Genomic DNA, 14,704 nt, shown 5'->3' on the forward strand with positions numbered 1-14,704 from the left:
GGGCCGACCGGGATCATCCGCCGGCCGAGGGTGGCTTGGGCAACTCCCAGACCCGGGCGAATTCGTCGGCGACCTGGGACTGGCGCCAGACCAGCCGAAGGCCGTCCTCCACCGAGTCGATCCCGTCGGCCAACGGCCCGAAGACGACGAATTCGTGGGGGATCACCCGGTCGGCCACGTCTTTCCGCCCCAAGGGATCCGGGAATCGCAGCGCCACCCTGTCGCCGACGCGGCGGCAGATTTCCGGCCCGTCCCCGGCGCCCGAGAAGGCGGAGTCGTATTCCGGGAGCGGATCCTCGAATCCCCCATCGAGGAGAAACCGGAAACCCCAGGTCCGCCCGCGAGTGGCCCAGATGAGGCTCATCTGCGGCTCCTGAGGAGGATCTGCTCCTCCTCGCCCTTGTCCAGGTCCATCCGAAAGCCGGTCAATGTGGCGGCAAGGTATTCATGTTTGGCCAGCGCTTCGGCGTTGACCTCCCTGAGTTTGTCCCCTGCCAGCTTGGCCGCCTCGTTCACGAGACTGGGACCGACAAGGCTCAGCAGGTGGCCCACCGGTCCGGGCAGCCTGACCTTGCGTCCGATCAGCGCGGTGGCCAGGGTTTCGGCACCGCCCAGCAGATTCTCGGCCACCTTCCCAGGGATCTGCCTCGCCTGGGCCCACCGGACGTGCCGCTCGAACGGGAGCATGGCGGCCAGCGGCAGGACCAGGTCCAGACCGACGCGCTCGGTCACCTCGATCTTGCCTGCGTCGAACTTCGCCGACGAGAGCAGCACGAAGTCCTCACCCACTGACAGCGCGTCGCTTGCCTCCACGAACCCGGCGAGGACCTTGCGCAGTTCGTCTATGTCGTCGCAGGCCTTCTCGATGAGTAGATCCCTGAACTTGAAGACGTTCGTATCTGGCATCAGATCGGCTTTCGACAACGCCATCATCCAGATTCGCGGGAACTCGACCAGAGGCTTTCCGTCTTCCAGCAGATCATCCTTGAGCGACAGCAGACCGTTGCGGAAGTTGGCCAGTAACGACTTGAGGTACCGCTCCTCCTCGCCGGCGTTGTCCAGCAACCGCTGACCGTCCACCAGCAGGAGAGCGACATCGGAACCCAGCAGAGATCTGAACGTGTCAATCCTGCGCTGGGCCTCCTCCGGTCCGCTCACGTCCTGCTCGAACCATTCACCCGGGTAGTCGTGCCAGACGAGGCGCAGGGCGTCGAAGGGCCTGGCCTTCATCGCCGTGGCATCAGACCCGTCCTTCAGCTTGACCGAGAAGGAGTAGGACATGGCGGAGAAACGGTTGGCTCCGGGCACCCGCGCGGAATCCCTCATGCCAAGGTAGTTTCGATGCAACCGGGCGCCCTGGCCGATATCGTCCGCCACGACGTTGAACAGGCTCTTCCGCAGGTACTGAGGCTCCTGCGTGGCTCCGTAGAACGAAGAGAGCATGACGGTCTTGCCGCTGCCGCTCTCACCGAATACCGCAATGTGCTGTTCCAGCGCCCGGCTCAGTTGCATGGCAGAACCCTACGCGAGCTGACTTACTCTCGATCAGGCCCGGACCGTGCCGGACCAGGCGTTCCGGCATGCCGCCGTCATGTCACATCCTCGCGCAGCAGCCGGCGCAGGAGCTTGCCCGACGGGGTGCGGGGCAGTGCGTGGACCACGGTCAGGGCGGCGAGGCGCTTGTAGCCGGCCGTGCGGTGTGCCAGCCATTCGATGACCGCCGCGGTGTCGAGCGGGCCGGACGCGACCACGTAGGCGACCGGCACCTCACCGTGCCGGTCGTCGGGGCGGCCGGTCACCGCGGCGTCCGCGATCGACGGATGGGTGAGGAGCAGCGCCTCGAGCTCCGCCGGCGGCACCTGGTAGCCGTCGACCTTGATGATCTCCTTGAGGCGGTCCACGACGACGACGTTGCCCGCGTCGTCGAGGTGGCCGAGGTCTCCGGTGCGCAGCCAGCCGTCCGGGTTCACCGCCTCCGCCGTGGCGGACGGCCGACCGAGGTAGCCGGCCATCACCTGCGGGCCGCGTACCCACAGCTCACCGGCCTCACCGGGGCCGCACGCGCGGCCGCTCTCCGGGTCGACCACCGTCAGCTCGGTGTTCGGCAGGAGCCGGCCCACCGTGCCGGGCGGGCCCGGACCGGACCGGTCGGGTACGCAGATGCCCGCGGTCGTCTCGGTCAGGCCCCAGCCCTGCGCGACAACGCAGCCGGGCAGCCGGGCCGCGACGGCCCGCTGCACCGCGGCCGGCAGTGGGGCGCCGCCGACGGCGAGCCACTCCAGCGAGGACAGGTCCCGCCCGGCGGCGGCCGGATGGTGTGCGAGGAAGGCGGCGACCGGCGGCGGCACCGCGGTCACGCTGACCCGGTGCCGCTCGATGAGGTCGAGCACCGGTTCGGGTGCGAAGCGCGGGACGGTGACCACGGTGGCGCCGACGGCCAGCGGCACGAGCAGCGTGACGATGCCGCCCAGCACGTGGAAGAACGGTGCCAGCGCCAGAACCATGTCCCGTTCGCCGAACCGTGCCACCGCCTGGACCTGCCGCACCATCGTCACCAGGTTGGTGTGGGTCAGCAGCACGCCCTTGGGCAGGCCGGTGGTCCCGCTCGAATACGGCAGCAGGGCCACCGCGCCCGGGTCGGTCGCGGCCGGTGGCGCCGGATCGTCGCAGGCCAGCACCGTACGCAGGGCGACGGCCCGGTCATCGTCGCCGAGCGTCACGACGTGCCGGATCCCCGGCATGGCGGCCGCCGCCTCGCTCAGCGGCGGGGCGGCGACGATGACCCCGGCGTCCGCGTCGGCGATCTGCGCCGCGGCCTCCCGGGCCGTCCAGGCCGGGTTCATCGCGGTCACCCGGGCGCCCAGCCTCATGGCCGCGAGCGCGCAGGCCGCCCACGGTGGGGTGTTCGGCGCCCAGACGGCGACGGTGTGCCCGGGCCCGACACCGCGTCCGGCGAGCCACGCGCTGATCCGCAGGACGCGACGCCCGAGCTCGGCGTAGCTCACCGAGGCGCCCGACGGGCCGTCGATGAGGGCGGTGTGTTCGCCGCGGCGCTCGATGGCGGACTCCACCATCGCCGGCAGGGTGGTCCCGCCGACGGGCACCTCGGGGTAGCCGCTGCGCCAGATCATCGTGGCACCTCCCGCCACTCGCTTGACACGTGTCAAGTAGACTCTTCGGCTTGACACGTGTCAAGCGATGACGAGGATGAACACCATGGCCGACGAACCGACCCGGGAACGCGTGCTGTCCGCGGCCTGGGGACTCGCGCACGAACGCGGCTCGGTCCGGTTCACGCTGGCCGAGGTGGCGTCGCGGGCGGGCATCTCCCGCCAGGCGCTCTACCTGCACTTCGACAACCGGGCCGGCCTGCTCGTCGCGATGGCCCGCCGGATCGACCACAGCTCCGGCTTCGTGCGCCGGATCGCCGCGACGCGCGACCAGCCCGCCCTGCCCGGCCTGCGGCAGGTGCTGCGCCTCTGGTACGAGCACCTGGCCGAGATCCTGCCGGTCGCCCGGGCGCTGGAGGCGGCCGCCATCACCGCCGAGGACGGCGCCGAGGCCTTCCACGACCGCATGCGTGCCTGGCACGAGACGCTCCGCGTCAGCATCGACGCGATCGCCGGCGCGGGGCTGCTTCGTCAGGAGTGGACGGTGGACCGCGCCACCGACTGGGTCTGGGCCCGCACCCAGCCCGTCGTCTACGACTACCTGGTCGGGCGGTCCGGATGGACCCCCGAGGCGATGACCGAACAGACGATCCGCTCGGTGGTCGCCGACCTCGTCGAGGGCGCCTGAGCCTCATTCGCCCTTTCGCCCATGCGCGGCAGATCCCCTGTGACACTGGGAGACGATGGGAACGTCGAGGCAGTCCGGCGCCGGTCCGCCCAGGGAGCAGGTCGCGCTGCGCGCGTCCCTGGTCGCCACGGCCGTGCTCGCGGCGCTCGGTGTCGGCTGGGGCCTGGCCGCAGGCTCACAGGCGATCCTGCTCGATGGCGCGTACACCCTGATCGGCATGGTCCTGACCGGCCTGTCGCTGCACGCCGCACGGGTGATGGAGGCCGGGCCGACACCCCGCTATCCCTTCGGCCGGGAGTCACTGGCGCCGCTCGTCGTCGGCATGCAGGGGCTCGTCCTGCTGGGCACCTGCGGCTACGCCGCGCTCGACGCCACCCGCGTCATCCTCGACGGCGGCGCCGACGAGGTCTCCCCCGGATCCATGGCCGCCTACGGCCTGCTCACCGCCCTTGGCGCGCTGGCGATCCACCGGTACCTGCGGCGCGCGGACCCGGCCTCCGACCTGCTCGACGCCGAGGCACGGCAGTGGTGGGCCGGCGCCCTGCTCAGCCTGGTCGTCCTGGTGGGATCGGTGCTCGCACTGCTGCTCGGCGACCGCCTCGGTCCGGGACCGCAGCGCTACCTCGACCCGGTGCTGGTGCTGGTGGCCTGCCTGCTGCTGGTGCCGCAGCCGGTCCGCATGATCAGGACCATGGCCGTCGAGTTGCTGGAGGGCGCCGCCGATCAGCGGGTCCAGCAGCCCGTCCGCGACCGGGTCGACCGGGTCGGCGAACAGTTCGGCCTCGGCCGGCCGGCGCTGCGGGTGGGCAAGGTCGGACGCAAGCTGTACGTGGAGGCCGACTTCGTCGTCGAGCCGGGGCGCTGGGACATCGCCGACGAGGACCGGGTACGCCGGGAGACCGCGTCGCAGCTCTCCGACCTGCCGTACGACGTCTGGCTCAACCTCGAACTGACCACCGACCCCAGCCGGCTCGCCTGATCCGCACGCCCGGGCCTCAGGCGGACCTCGCCTCGCGGATGATCGTCACCGCGGCGCGCTCGATCTCCTCCAGGCGGTAGGTGTGCCGTGGCCGGCCGAACACGCCACAGTGGACCGAGACCCGTTGGGTCCCGCCGCCGTCCTGACGCTCAGTCCGGTCAGCACGGTGACGAGCACCGCGACGCCCGCGACCAGCAGCGGGATCGCCGGGCCGGCCGGGTCGAGCCAGCCGCCGCGCGACAGGCTCCCCAGCAGCAGCGGCGGCACCGTCAGGGCCGCGACGAGGGCCACCACCATCGGCCAGTTCGCCGCCCGGCCGGTGTAGATCGAGTACCGGCCCTGGCCGGGTGGCGCGGATGCCGTCATGGTGCACCGTCCTCTCGAAGTGTCACGTCAGCCTCTCGATGAGGCGAATCAGGTCCTGGCGCCCCAGGCCGTGCCGGCGTGCGACGGCCACGAGCGTCGTGGCCGCCTCGGTCACCGGGGAAGGCTCGGTGACCGAGGACGCGACCCGCGCGCCGCGGCCCCGGCGGAACTCCAGCACGCCGTCGTCGCGCAGTCGCCGGTAGGCGGCCAGCACCGTGTTGCGGTCGACCGACAGCGCCTCGGCCAGTTCGGCCGCCGGCGGCAGCCGCTCGCCGACGGCGAGCTCCCCCGAAGCCACGCCCCGGCGGACGCACGCCACGATCTGGAGTGGCAGCGTCTCCCGCGAAGAATGATCAACGGTCCATCTCATAGTGCTAGCATTATTAGCACCATTTCCCGAACGGTCAACCGCCCGCCCGTACGCCGGAAGCGTGACGGTCCGGCGCGGAGCCACCGGCCCGAAGGCGATCGTGAGAGCGTTCGGGTAGGCGCACGCTACGAGCGGGGAGATCCGATGGTCACGGTCCCGGCGGGCAGCACGCTGCTGCTGCGGTGCCCGGGCGAGCAGCCGCTCGCGCTCATCGCGGTGGCCGAGGTCAGCGCGGCGTTCCTGGCCGAGCTGCCGCCCATCCCGGTGCTCGGCCCGGACGCTCCGGGCACCCGCCACTTCGGCATCCTCGAGCTGGTCAGCAGCGCCGGCGTCACCTGGGTCGAGGCGGAGCTGCGCGAGGGCACCCTCACCCTCACCGGCGAGCCACCCACCGACGTGGTCCAGCGCCGCGGTGCCGCGCGGCGCCCCGGCACGTACGCCGCGACGGGCACCGCCGAGCTCGACTCCGAGCCGGGCCGCCGGCTGGTGGCGGTCTCCGGTCAGGTCGAGGACGTGTCCACCAGCGGGCTGCTGCTGCGGGCGGCGCCGACCGGCGGCGTACACCTGCCGCCCGGCATCGTGCGGACCCTGCTGCACATCAGCATGCCGTGGGGCGACATGGCGGCGACGGTCAAGACCGTCGACCAGCGGGCCGACCAGCTGCGCGGCACGTACGAGTGGATGGGCCCGGCCGACGAGGAGGCACTGCGCGCCTTCTGCTCGGCCCGCTGAGCACGCACCCTCCCCCGCGAGAATGTCGTATCCCTGCGGCATCATCTGGCGCACAGCGAGCGGGGAGGGTCGATGGCCGAGGTGGTCGTGCGCGACGAGACGATGGCGGGCCGGGCCATCGAGGAGTGGGTGCTGCCGGACCTGCCGGCGCGGATCAGCGCCCGCGACCTGGTGCGCCTGCGGGTGCGCGAGGAGGTGGCCCGGTTCAACGCCGCACCGGCGCGGCACGACTCGTTCCGTGGGCTGGTGCGGCCGGCCGATCCGGCCCGCACGCGGCTGGACTGGGAGGCGCAGGCCGACGCCGCCTGCGCCGGGTTCGCGCGCAACGCGTTCGTGATGATCGCCGGTGATCGGCAGATCGAGGACCTGGACGAGGTCATCGACCTGGAACGCGCGCACGCCGTGGCGTTCATCCGGCTGACGCCGCTGGTCGGCGGCTGATGAGCGATCAGCAACCGGTCGATGCGGCGCGGGCACTCGCCGACCGGATCATCCGCGGCGAGCCCGGCCACGCGCTGATCGACCAGACCGGCGAGGTGCGCCGCCGCGCCCTGCGGCTCGTCCACGAGTTCGTGGTGAAGGAGGACTCCTCCTACTTCGGCTACTTCGGCCGCGTCCTGGCGATCGCGGAGGTGCTGCCCACTCCGTGGACCAGGGACGATCTGGTCTGGGCACTGGGCCTGCTGCTGCACGAGGACCCGCTGACGACCATCTCGGACGCCCCGTTCTGGGTGCCCGCGTTGATTACCACCGCGCTCGATCCGGCCGACCTGGACGGCCTCGAGGATCAGCTGTCGGCCGCGTTCGCCGCGCTGCACGACACGGACGTCGGCGCCGCGGACGGGCTGCGCCGGCTGGCACAGCTCTACGGCGCCGCGCTCAGCCGCTTCAACCAGGGCGTGCCCGCCGACCTGTCGATCGCGCTGCGCTATGCGCACGGGGACGCCGCCGGCCTCCCGGAGCTGCTCGCCGACGCCGGAGTCCGTGAGGTGTTCCGGTTCGCCGCCGAGCTGGCCAAGCCGGCACCGGCCAAGGCCTGGCTGCGGGAGGCCGACGAGCGGCTGTCCGCCGCGCCGCGGGCGCGGGAGGCCGTGTCGCTCCTGCTCGGCGCCTATCGCAGCGGGGCCGATCCGGTCTACGACTACGTCGACGCGCTGCTGCGCGGGCTGGTCTGGCTACAGTCGCGCGTCCCCGGCGACGAGGCCACCGCGGTGCTCTGCGACGTCGCGGCCACGGTGGCGACGCCGGTCCGGCGGGGCGGCAGTGGGCCGGTCGCGCCGAAGGCCGCGGCCGCCGTGGTCGAGGTGCTGGCCCAGCGACCTGGCGACGCCGTCGTGGGGACGCTGGCCCGGTTGAGCCTGACCGTGCGGAGCAAGTCGCTGCTGCCGCGGATCCGGGCGGCCCTGGAGCAGATGGGCCGGGAGCGCGGCTGGACGCCCGGCGAGGCGCTCGAGCTGTCGGTCGACGACCACGGCCTCGACCGCGACGGCCGCCGCGTCTGGAGCATGGGCGAGGGCGAGGAGGCCGTCGTGGCGATCGACTCCGGCCGGGCACGGCTGCGGGCGTACGGGAAGGGAGTTCCGCTGCGGGCCGTACCGCCCGCGTGGAAGGACGCGGTGGCACCGGCACGCCGCCTCGTCACCGAGATCAACAAGACGCTGAGCGTGGAGCGGCTCCGCGTGGAGGGGTTGTTCTCGCAGGACCGGGTCTGGGACTGGGCCACGTGGCGGCGGCGATACCTCGACCACCCGATCACCGGCGTCACCGCCCGGCGCCTGATCTGGCAGGCCTCGCCGGACGGCGCGACCTGGACGTCGGGGATGCCCGAGCGGGCCGGCGACGGCTGGACCCTGTCCGGCCTCGGCTCCCCGCCCGGTGCGCTCTGGCGGGTGCGGCTCTGGCACCCGGCGCTCGCCGGCCCGGCCGAGGTGGCCGGGTGGCGCGACCGCATCCTCGCGGCCGAGTCGCGGCAGCCGGTCAAGCAGGCGTTCCGCGAGGTATACCGGCTGACGCCGGCGGAGGAGCAGACCGGCACCTACTCCAACCGGTTCGCCGCACACATCCTGCACTACCGGCAGGCCAACGCGCTGATGCGCGAGCGCGGCTGGGCCGCCAACTATCTCGGCGCCTGGAGCGACGGCTACCACGGCGAGGCGAAGAAGGAGTTCGGCGGCGGCGAGTGGCAGGCCGTCTTCTTCCACGACTGGACCGAGTCGAGCACATGGGACCTGCCCTACTGCGCGACCGACCAGGTCCGCTTCGGCCGGCGGGACGGCCGGAAATGGGCGCTCACCCCGCTCGCCGAGGTGCCGCCGCTGGTGTTCAGCGAGGCCATGCGCGACGTCGACCTGTTCGTCGGCGTCACGTCGATCGCCGCCGACGACGACTGGCAGGACCACGGCGAGGACCGCTTCGGCGACTACCGCCGGACGACCGCGTTCGCCGGCCTGACCCCGACCGGCGAGATGCGCCGCGACGCACTGGCCCGCCTGCTGCCCCGCCTGGCCATCGGTGCCCGCTGCGAGCTGGAGGACCGCTTCCTGCGCGTGCGGGGCAGGCTCGGGGCCTACCGCATCCACCTCGGTTCGGCCAACATCCTGATGGAGCCCGACGACGCCTACCTGTGCGTCGTCCCCGACCGCGCCAAGGCCAGGAAGGTCGCCCTGCCCTTCGACGACGACCCGGTGCTCTCGGTGATCCTGTCCAAGGCCATCATGCTGGCCGCCGACAACAAGATCACCGATCCCACGATCACCGTCCAGCTACACCGGAGCCGCCTCTGAACAGCCCGGTCATCGACGGCCGCCCGACCTGGGCGGACCAGGGCCGATGCACCCGTGGCCACACTGCCTGATCGGGGCGGCGGTCCCACCTGGCGCGTTGGGCCGAAGGGGACCGCCGCCCGGTCGTGGCGTCGGGGTCACTGGGCCGGGCAGGCTCCCAGCCGGGCGAAATTCGATCGGCATCCGCGTCGCGGCGGCCGATCAGTGGTCTCGCCAGCTCCAGCGGTTGCCGGCCGGAGCCCGGCCGGCGTCGAGCGGCGTCGCGTCATCCGTGCCGGCCGAGAGCGTTGCGGCGGTCGTGCCGGGCGGCGTCACGCCGGTGCAGCCGCCGGCGTCCGGGCGGCCGGTCAGGAAGTACGCCGACAGGTGCTCGGTGCACTCCGGGACCCTCGCGACCGAGCCGTGGATGTCGTCCTCGACCGTGAACGCCGTGCCGCCGATCTTCGCCTGCACCTGGGCGATCCACTCGTACGGCGTCGGGCTCTCCCAGCGGTGCCCCGACAGCTGCAACGATCCGTTCGACCTGCGCAGCGTGAACGGCTCCCGCGACGGGATCGGCCAGCCGGCGCAGCGCTGGGTGAAGCTGCCCAGGCTCGCGGTGATCGGGAACTCCCGCTGCCAGCCCTGGTACGTCCGCCAGAAGGTGGGGAAGTCGTGCGGGCTGGTGTCGTCGTTGCAGAGGATGGCCCGGCCGGCGACCTCGTTGAACCGCTCCGGCAGCCCGGCCGGCGGCTCGGTGGGTTCCCGCGGGTCCGGCATGATGATCGGCCGGAGCGCGTCCGGAACGGGATCGCCGCTCCGCGCCGTTGCCAGCGCCGCCAGCCCCGGCGTCGCCTCGCTCCACAGCGGACTCGGCGCGACGACCAGGAAGGCGACGAGGTTGCCGTCCAGGTGTTCGTCCAGGTCGGCGAAGACGAGGGGCTCCTCGTTCAGCCGCGCCTTCAGCCGCTTGACCAGCGCGACCACCTCGTCGACGGTGTCGCCGAGGTGGTAGGTCGCGTCGCGTTCCGCGGCCCAGGCGGCCCACCGGTACACCTTGCGCTCGTCCGCGCCGGTCACGTCGTGGAAGCGCGAGTCGAGCCGGTTGGCGGTCGGGCCGACCACGCTGTCCAGCCACATGCGGTCGACCGAGCGCGGGTACAGGCTGCGATACACCTGGCCCAGCAGCGTGCCCCAGGAGACGCCGAAGTAGCTGAGCCTGCCCTGCCCGAGCGCGGCGCGCACCCGCTCGAGGTCGCGGGCGACGTTGGCGGTGGTGAGCTGCCCCAGCAGGGCGCGGTTGCTCTCCCAGCAGGTCCGGTTGGCCGCGGACTGGAAGTCGTAGATCTTCGCGGCCGTCTCCTCGGCGATCGGGCCGGGCGGGATCTCGGGCGGCCGGACGTCGTCGTCCGGGCGCGCGCAGTCGGCCCGGGTGCTGTATCCGACGCCGCGCGGGTCGAAGCCGATCAGGTCGTACCTGTCGGCGAGCGCGCCGAACTGCGGGCTGGTCAGCGCCAGATCGTGCGGCATCAGGTAGCCGCTGCCGCCCGGGCCGCCCGGGTTCACCGCGATGCTGCCCAGCTTGTGCCGCTGGTCGGTGGCCCGGATCCGGCTGATCGCGATGGTGATCCTCGTGCCGTTCGGGCGCCGGTAGTCGAGCGGCACCCGCACGGTGCCGCAGTCGGTGCGCGCGAGCAGGGCCCGCATCCGGCCCAGCTCGTCCGGCCGCAGGCCCATCGCCTCGAGCACCTCGTCGGAGTACTGCGGACAGTTGCCCCACGTCACCTTCGGCGACGCCGTGCTCGCCTCGGCCGTCGGCGCTGAGACCATCAGCCCGGCGGCCACGACGGCGAACACCCCGATTCCGGCGGCAATTCCTCTGTGTCGTGTCATGGAAGATTGATACCGATCAGCGCGTCACCCCGACGTCACCAAAGGAGCCGGCTGATGGAATACCGCACTCTCGGCGGCACCGGCACGATCGTGTCGACGCTGTGCCTGGGCACGATGACGTTCGGCAAGGAGAGCAGCGAGGAGGTGTCGCACGCTCAGCTCGACCGCTTCGTCGAGGCCGGCGGGAACTTCGTCGACACCGCCGATGTCTACTCGCGCGGCGGCTCCGAGGAGGTCATCGGCCGGTGGCTCGCCGCCCGGCCCGGCGCGCGCGACCGGCTCGTCATCGCCACCAAGGGCCGCTTCCCCATGGGCGACGATCCGAACTCGGCCGGGCTGACCCGGGTGAGCCTGTCCCGCGCGCTCGACGCGAGCCTGCGCCGCCTCGGCGTCGAGACGATCGACCTCTACCAGGCACACGCCTGGGACCCGCTCACCCCGATCGAGGAGACGCTCGCCTTCTTCGACGACGCCGTCCGCGCCGGCAAGATCCGGTACGCGGGCGTCAGCAACTTCGTCGGCTGGCAGCTCCAGAAGGCGGCGCTGATCGCCCGGTTCCGCGGCCTCGCCCCGATCGTCACGCTCCAGCCGCAGTACAACCTGCTGGTGCGGGAGATCGAGTTCGAGCTGGTCGACGTGTGCCGCAACGAGAACATCGGCATCCTGCCCTGGTCGCCGCTGGGCGGCGGCTGGCTCACCGGCAAATACGCCCGCGACAGTACGCCCACCGGCGCCACCCGCCTCGGCGACGACCCGGGCCGCGGCATGGAGGCGTACGGCCCGCGCAACTCCGACGCCCGCACCTGGCACGTCCTGGACGCCGTCCGCCGCGTCGCCGAGGAGCGCGGCGTGTCGATGTCGCAGGTGTCGCTCGCCTGGCTCGCCGACCGCCCGGCCGTCACCTCGGTGATCCTCGGCGCACGCACCCTCGACCAGCTCGACGACAACCTCGGCGCCGCCGGCCTGCGGCTGTCGCAGGAGGAGACCGCGCTGCTCACCACGGCCAGCACCCCGGTGGTCGGCGAGTACCCGTACGGCCCGCAGGGCATCGCCCAGCGTGACCGCGGGACCCCTTAGCGGTCAGGTGCCGAGGAGCAGGGCCGCTTGGGCCGCCGCGAGCCTCCGCAGGCCGGGTAGCGCGTTCTCCCCGGCCCGCCGGGCGGCGGCACGGTCGGCGTCGAAAGCCTTCCGGTGCGCCTCCTCGTCATCGCGCAGCGCGTCACGCGCGGAGCCGCCGGGCGGGAAGAGCGTGGCGTTGCGGATTTCGGTGGCCCGCTCGGCGGCCCAGTCCTCGAGCATCCGCTCCGCCAGCTCGGCGAGCGCCGGGCGTGGATCGGGGGCGGGCAGCCCGGCCGGGTGGCGGTCTTCGTGGAACGACAGTCCCCAGCCGGGCACCCGGCTACCCATGTCAGTGCAGCAGCCGCTGCGCCCAGTAGACCTGGCCGTCGGGGCCGACGCAGATCAGGGCCACCAGCAGGTCCTCCACCGCCGCGGGTGCCGTGGGCACCGCCAGCTCGGGCGGGGTCTGCTCGCGTGCCGGGCGGAGCACGATCTGGAAGGTCACCGGTGACGCGTCCACCCCCGCGAAGACGGCGTCGCCGGTGCTCCAGTACGACCCGTTGATCTCCCGGGTGCCGGCGCCGCGCAGCCACGGGTAGCGCTCCTGGGCGATGTCCATGGCGGCGTCCGACCCCGAGAAGACGTCGTCGGGCCTGGCCGACGTCACGGCGATGTGGCCGGGCAGGAGATGGCTGCGCTTGTCGAGCAGAACGATCCGGAAGGAACCGCCCTTCTGCGGGCGCGGCGGCCGGTCCCAGGCGACCTGACCCAGGAATATCTGGTCGCCGTCGCCGGCGAAATCCGCACCGGAAGGCTTGAACGCGGCGTTCGCGGTCGCCTGGTCGACGATCCGGAGCGTGGCCCGGGCGCTCAGCGCCTCCGGCCCGTACGGCGGCCGGTCGTGCCACCACTGCCGGACGGCCACGCCGCCGAGCCCGGCCAGCAGCACCGCGATGCCCAGGATCAAACCCGCCCGTCTCGTCACGCCGCGCAGTAAAGCAGACCCCGGTTGCCGGGGCTCAACCGGCGGTCTCGCGCAGGCGGCGCTCCAGGAACGCCCGCTCCGGCCCGTTGCCGGCGAGCTCCAGCGCCTGCCGGTACGCGTCCGCCGCCTCCGCCGTGCGGCCCAGCCGGCGCAGCAGGTCACCGCGGGCCGCGGGCAGCAGGTGGTACCCGGCCAGCCGCCGGTCGGCCGCCAGCGCCTCCAGCAGTTCGAGCCCGGCCGCCGGACCGTCGACCATGGCGACCGCCACCGCCCGGTTGAGGTCGACGAGCGGCGAGGGCGCCACCGTGCGCAGGACGTCGTACAGGGCGACGATCTGCGGCCAGTCGGTGGTCGCGACGGTCGCCGCCTCGTCGTGCACGGCCGCGATGGCGGCCTGGAGCGCGTACGGGCCGGGCCGCCCGCCGGTCAGCGCGGCGACCACCAGCCGGCGCCCCTCCTCGATCTTGACGGGGTCCCACCGCGAGCGGTCCTGGTCGTCGAGCAGCACCAGGTCGCCGCGGACGTCGACCCGCGCGGCGCGGCGGGCGTCGACGAGCAGCATGAGCGCGAGCAGACCGGCGACCTCCCGCTCGCGGGGCATGAGGCGGTGCAGGATCCGGGCCAGCCGCACCGCCTCGTCGGCCAGTTCGGGGCGCATCAGCGCGGGGCCGCCGGTCGCGGCGTACCCCTCGGTGAAGATCAGATAGATCACCCGGAGCACCGCCGGCAGCCGTACCGGCAGCTCGTGGGCGCGTGGCACGCGGAACGGGATCCGCGCCTCGCGGATCTTGCGCTTCGCCCGCACCAGCCGCTGCGCCATCGTGGCGTTCGGGGTGAGGAACGCGCGGGCGACCTCCGGCGTGGTCAGGCCGCCGAGGCAGTTCAGCGTCAGGGCGGTCTGCGCCTCGAGCGCCAGCGCCGGGTGGCAGCAGGTGAAGAAGAGGTGCAGCCGCTCGTCCGGCTCGTCGTCGGCCCAGCCCGGATCGGGCTCGGGCACAGGCGGCACGTAACGGTCCGCCTCCACCTGGAGCAGGGCCAGCTTCGCGGCCAGCACCTTGTCCCGGCGCAGCAGGTCGACCGCCCGGTGGCGGGCCGTGGTCAGCAGCCACGCCGCCGGGCGGTTCGGCACCCCGTCGCGCGGCCACCGCTGCAACGCCGTGGCGACGGCGTCCGCGGCGACCTCCTCGGCGAGGTCGAGGTCGCCGAGGGTACGCACGAGCGAGGCCAGCAGGCGCCCCCACTCCTCGCGGAAGACCGCCTCGACCGAGTCGGCCGCCGTACCCATCGGTGACCTCCCCGTCAGGACTCGGTGTCGAACTCCATGATCGGCCGCACCTCGACCGACCCGTACTTGGCGCCCGGGCACTTCGCCGCCCAGTCGATCGCCGCGTCCAGGTCGGGCACGTCGATCAGGTAGTAGCCGCCGAGCACCTCCCGGGTCTCGGCGAACGGCCCGTCGGTGACGACCCGCTCGCCGTCCTTGACCCGTACGGTGGTGGCCGTCTTGCTGTCCTGCAGGGCGTTGCTGGCCGGGCTGGCCCCGGCCTCGGTGATCGCGTTGCTGTACGCCCAGTACTCGTTCATCACCTGCTCGGCCTCGGCCGGGTCGGGCGCACCGGTGGATTCCTCGCTGTAGATCAGCAACAGGTAACGCATCGTGGTCTCCCTCGCGTCGGAGTGGCCGCCGATCGGCCGCTTCCACCGTGACGACGATCGAAGGCGGCAGAATCGACATCCCCGGCGAGAAATTCTTCTACCGG

General features: G+C 72.7%; 16 protein-coding genes. 6 read left to right on the forward strand and 10 right to left on the reverse strand.

Features of this window, described 5'->3' with window-relative positions:
• Positions 1-13: 13 nt before the first annotated feature.
• The 3 genes from BJ971_RS20585 to BJ971_RS20595 form a co-directional block, all read right to left on the reverse strand.
• On the reverse strand, positions 14-364 hold the full coding sequence (locus tag BJ971_RS20585) for a hypothetical protein (RefSeq protein ID WP_184994877.1): 351 nt from the start codon (positions 362-364) through the stop codon (positions 14-16).
• Positions 361-1,512, reverse strand: a complete 1,152-nt coding sequence (locus BJ971_RS20590; RefSeq protein ID WP_184994878.1) for a TRAFAC clade GTPase domain-containing protein — start codon at positions 1,510-1,512, stop codon at positions 361-363. Before BJ971_RS20590 ends, BJ971_RS20585 begins: the two co-directional genes overlap by 4 nt.
• A 77-nt stretch (positions 1,513-1,589) precedes the next feature.
• Positions 1,590-3,131 (reverse strand): AMP-binding protein, encoded by a 1,542-nt coding sequence (locus tag BJ971_RS20595; RefSeq protein WP_184994879.1) that lies wholly within the window; start codon positions 3,129-3,131, stop codon positions 1,590-1,592.
• Between the two features lie 85 nt (positions 3,132-3,216).
• Here BJ971_RS20595 and BJ971_RS20600 point away from each other — a divergent pair, with 85 nt between their 5' ends.
• Complete coding sequence (locus BJ971_RS20600) at positions 3,217-3,798, forward strand: TetR/AcrR family transcriptional regulator (protein WP_184994880.1); 582 nt, start codon at positions 3,217-3,219, stop codon at positions 3,796-3,798.
• Between the two features lie 55 nt (positions 3,799-3,853).
• The gene (locus BJ971_RS20605) at positions 3,854-4,777 is read left to right on the forward strand and encodes a cation efflux transmembrane domain-containing protein (protein WP_184994881.1); all 924 of its coding nucleotides are present in this window, start codon (positions 3,854-3,856) and stop codon (positions 4,775-4,777) included.
• Between the two features lie 45 nt (positions 4,778-4,822).
• On the opposite strand, the gene BJ971_RS20610 is transcribed toward BJ971_RS20605, so the two are convergent.
• Together BJ971_RS20610 and BJ971_RS20615 are read right to left on the reverse strand one after the other, a co-directional pair.
• On the reverse strand, positions 4,823-5,143 hold the full coding sequence (locus tag BJ971_RS20610) for a hypothetical protein (protein WP_203709221.1): 321 nt from the start codon (positions 5,141-5,143) through the stop codon (positions 4,823-4,825).
• A gap of 22 nt (positions 5,144-5,165) precedes the next feature.
• Positions 5,166-5,513, reverse strand: a complete 348-nt coding sequence (locus BJ971_RS20615; RefSeq protein WP_184994882.1) for a GntR family transcriptional regulator — start codon at positions 5,511-5,513, stop codon at positions 5,166-5,168.
• 144 nt (positions 5,514-5,657) lie between these two features.
• On the opposite strand from BJ971_RS20615, the gene BJ971_RS20620 reads away from it, so the two are divergent.
• The 3 genes from BJ971_RS20620 (at position 5,658) to BJ971_RS20630 (ending at position 9,028) form a co-directional block, all read left to right on the forward strand.
• Complete coding sequence (locus BJ971_RS20620) at positions 5,658-6,245, forward strand: hypothetical protein (protein WP_184994883.1); 588 nt, start codon at positions 5,658-5,660, stop codon at positions 6,243-6,245.
• Positions 6,246-6,317: 72 nt separating this feature from the next.
• A complete protein-coding gene (locus BJ971_RS20625; RefSeq protein WP_184994884.1) occupies positions 6,318-6,686 on the forward strand; it encodes a hypothetical protein in 369 nt (122 codons plus the stop codon).
• The gene (locus tag BJ971_RS20630; RefSeq protein WP_184994885.1) at positions 6,686-9,028 is read left to right on the forward strand and encodes a DUF4132 domain-containing protein; all 2,343 of its coding nucleotides are present in this window, start codon (positions 6,686-6,688) and stop codon (positions 9,026-9,028) included. Before BJ971_RS20625 ends, BJ971_RS20630 begins: the two co-directional genes overlap by 1 nt.
• Positions 9,029-9,229: 201 nt before the next feature.
• Here the strand turns inward: BJ971_RS20630 and BJ971_RS20635 are convergent, their stop codons facing one another.
• Positions 9,230-10,900 (reverse strand): alpha/beta fold hydrolase, encoded by a 1,671-nt coding sequence (locus tag BJ971_RS20635; RefSeq protein ID WP_184994886.1) that lies wholly within the window; start codon positions 10,898-10,900, stop codon positions 9,230-9,232.
• A gap of 54 nt (positions 10,901-10,954) precedes the next feature.
• Between BJ971_RS20635 and BJ971_RS20640 the strand changes: the two genes are divergently transcribed.
• The gene (locus tag BJ971_RS20640) at positions 10,955-11,977 is read left to right on the forward strand and encodes an aldo/keto reductase (RefSeq protein WP_184994887.1); all 1,023 of its coding nucleotides are present in this window, start codon (positions 10,955-10,957) and stop codon (positions 11,975-11,977) included.
• A 3-nt stretch (positions 11,978-11,980) separates the two neighbouring features.
• Here BJ971_RS20640 and BJ971_RS20645 read toward each other — a convergent pair whose 3' ends face one another.
• The 4 genes from BJ971_RS20645 to BJ971_RS20660 are packed head-to-tail and all read right to left on the reverse strand — an operon-like array spanning position 11,981 to position 14,600.
• On the reverse strand, positions 11,981-12,307 hold the full coding sequence (locus tag BJ971_RS20645; RefSeq protein WP_184994888.1) for a hypothetical protein: 327 nt from the start codon (positions 12,305-12,307) through the stop codon (positions 11,981-11,983).
• Between the two features lies 1 nt (position 12,308).
• A complete protein-coding gene (locus tag BJ971_RS20650; RefSeq protein WP_184994889.1) occupies positions 12,309-12,944 on the reverse strand; it encodes a hypothetical protein in 636 nt (211 codons plus the stop codon).
• A gap of 34 nt (positions 12,945-12,978) precedes the next feature.
• Positions 12,979-14,229, reverse strand: coding sequence for an RNA polymerase sigma factor (locus BJ971_RS20655; RefSeq protein WP_184994890.1), 1,251 nt, complete (start codon positions 14,227-14,229; stop codon positions 12,979-12,981).
• Between the two features lie 14 nt (positions 14,230-14,243).
• Entirely contained in the window at positions 14,244-14,600 is a 357-nt protein-coding gene (locus BJ971_RS20660; protein WP_184994891.1) for a YciI family protein, read from the reverse strand.
• Between the last annotated feature and the right edge of the window lie 104 nt (positions 14,601-14,704).

It is taken from the genome of Amorphoplanes digitatis, assembly GCF_014205335.1.
Taxonomy (GTDB): Bacteria; Actinomycetota; Actinomycetes; order Mycobacteriales; family Micromonosporaceae; genus Actinoplanes; species Actinoplanes digitatus.

What these genes read in the sequence shown, in the direction of transcription:
- BJ971_RS20635 (WP_184994886.1), bottom strand. Translation starts at nt 10,900, where the DNA reads ATGACACGACACAGAGGAATTGCCGCCGGAATCGGGGTGTTCGCCGTC.
- BJ971_RS20655 (WP_184994890.1), bottom strand. Translation starts at nt 14,229, where the DNA reads ATGGGTACGGCGGCCGACTCGGTCGAGGCGGTCTTCCGCGAGGAGTGG.
- BJ971_RS20585 (WP_184994877.1), bottom strand. Translation starts at nt 364, where the DNA reads ATGAGCCTCATCTGGGCCACTCGCGGGCGGACCTGGGGTTTCCGGTTT.
- BJ971_RS20590 (WP_184994878.1), bottom strand. Translation starts at nt 1,512, where the DNA reads ATGCAACTGAGCCGGGCGCTGGAACAGCACATTGCGGTATTCGGTGAG.
- BJ971_RS20605 (WP_184994881.1), top strand. Translation starts at nt 3,854, where the DNA reads ATGGGAACGTCGAGGCAGTCCGGCGCCGGTCCGCCCAGGGAGCAGGTC.
- BJ971_RS20625 (WP_184994884.1), top strand. Translation starts at nt 6,318, where the DNA reads ATGGCCGAGGTGGTCGTGCGCGACGAGACGATGGCGGGCCGGGCCATC.
- BJ971_RS20610 (WP_203709221.1), bottom strand. Translation starts at nt 5,143, where the DNA reads ATGACGGCATCCGCGCCACCCGGCCAGGGCCGGTACTCGATCTACACC.
- BJ971_RS20640 (WP_184994887.1), top strand. Translation starts at nt 10,955, where the DNA reads ATGGAATACCGCACTCTCGGCGGCACCGGCACGATCGTGTCGACGCTG.
- BJ971_RS20645 (WP_184994888.1), bottom strand. Translation starts at nt 12,307, where the DNA reads ATGGGTAGCCGGGTGCCCGGCTGGGGACTGTCGTTCCACGAAGACCGC.
- BJ971_RS20620 (WP_184994883.1), top strand. Translation starts at nt 5,658, where the DNA reads ATGGTCACGGTCCCGGCGGGCAGCACGCTGCTGCTGCGGTGCCCGGGC.
- BJ971_RS20615 (WP_184994882.1), bottom strand. Translation starts at nt 5,513, where the DNA reads ATGAGATGGACCGTTGATCATTCTTCGCGGGAGACGCTGCCACTCCAG.
- BJ971_RS20600 (WP_184994880.1), top strand. Translation starts at nt 3,217, where the DNA reads ATGGCCGACGAACCGACCCGGGAACGCGTGCTGTCCGCGGCCTGGGGA.
- BJ971_RS20630 (WP_184994885.1), top strand. Translation starts at nt 6,686, where the DNA reads ATGAGCGATCAGCAACCGGTCGATGCGGCGCGGGCACTCGCCGACCGG.
- BJ971_RS20660 (WP_184994891.1), bottom strand. Translation starts at nt 14,600, where the DNA reads ATGCGTTACCTGTTGCTGATCTACAGCGAGGAATCCACCGGTGCGCCC.
- BJ971_RS20595 (WP_184994879.1), bottom strand. Translation starts at nt 3,131, where the DNA reads ATGATCTGGCGCAGCGGCTACCCCGAGGTGCCCGTCGGCGGGACCACC.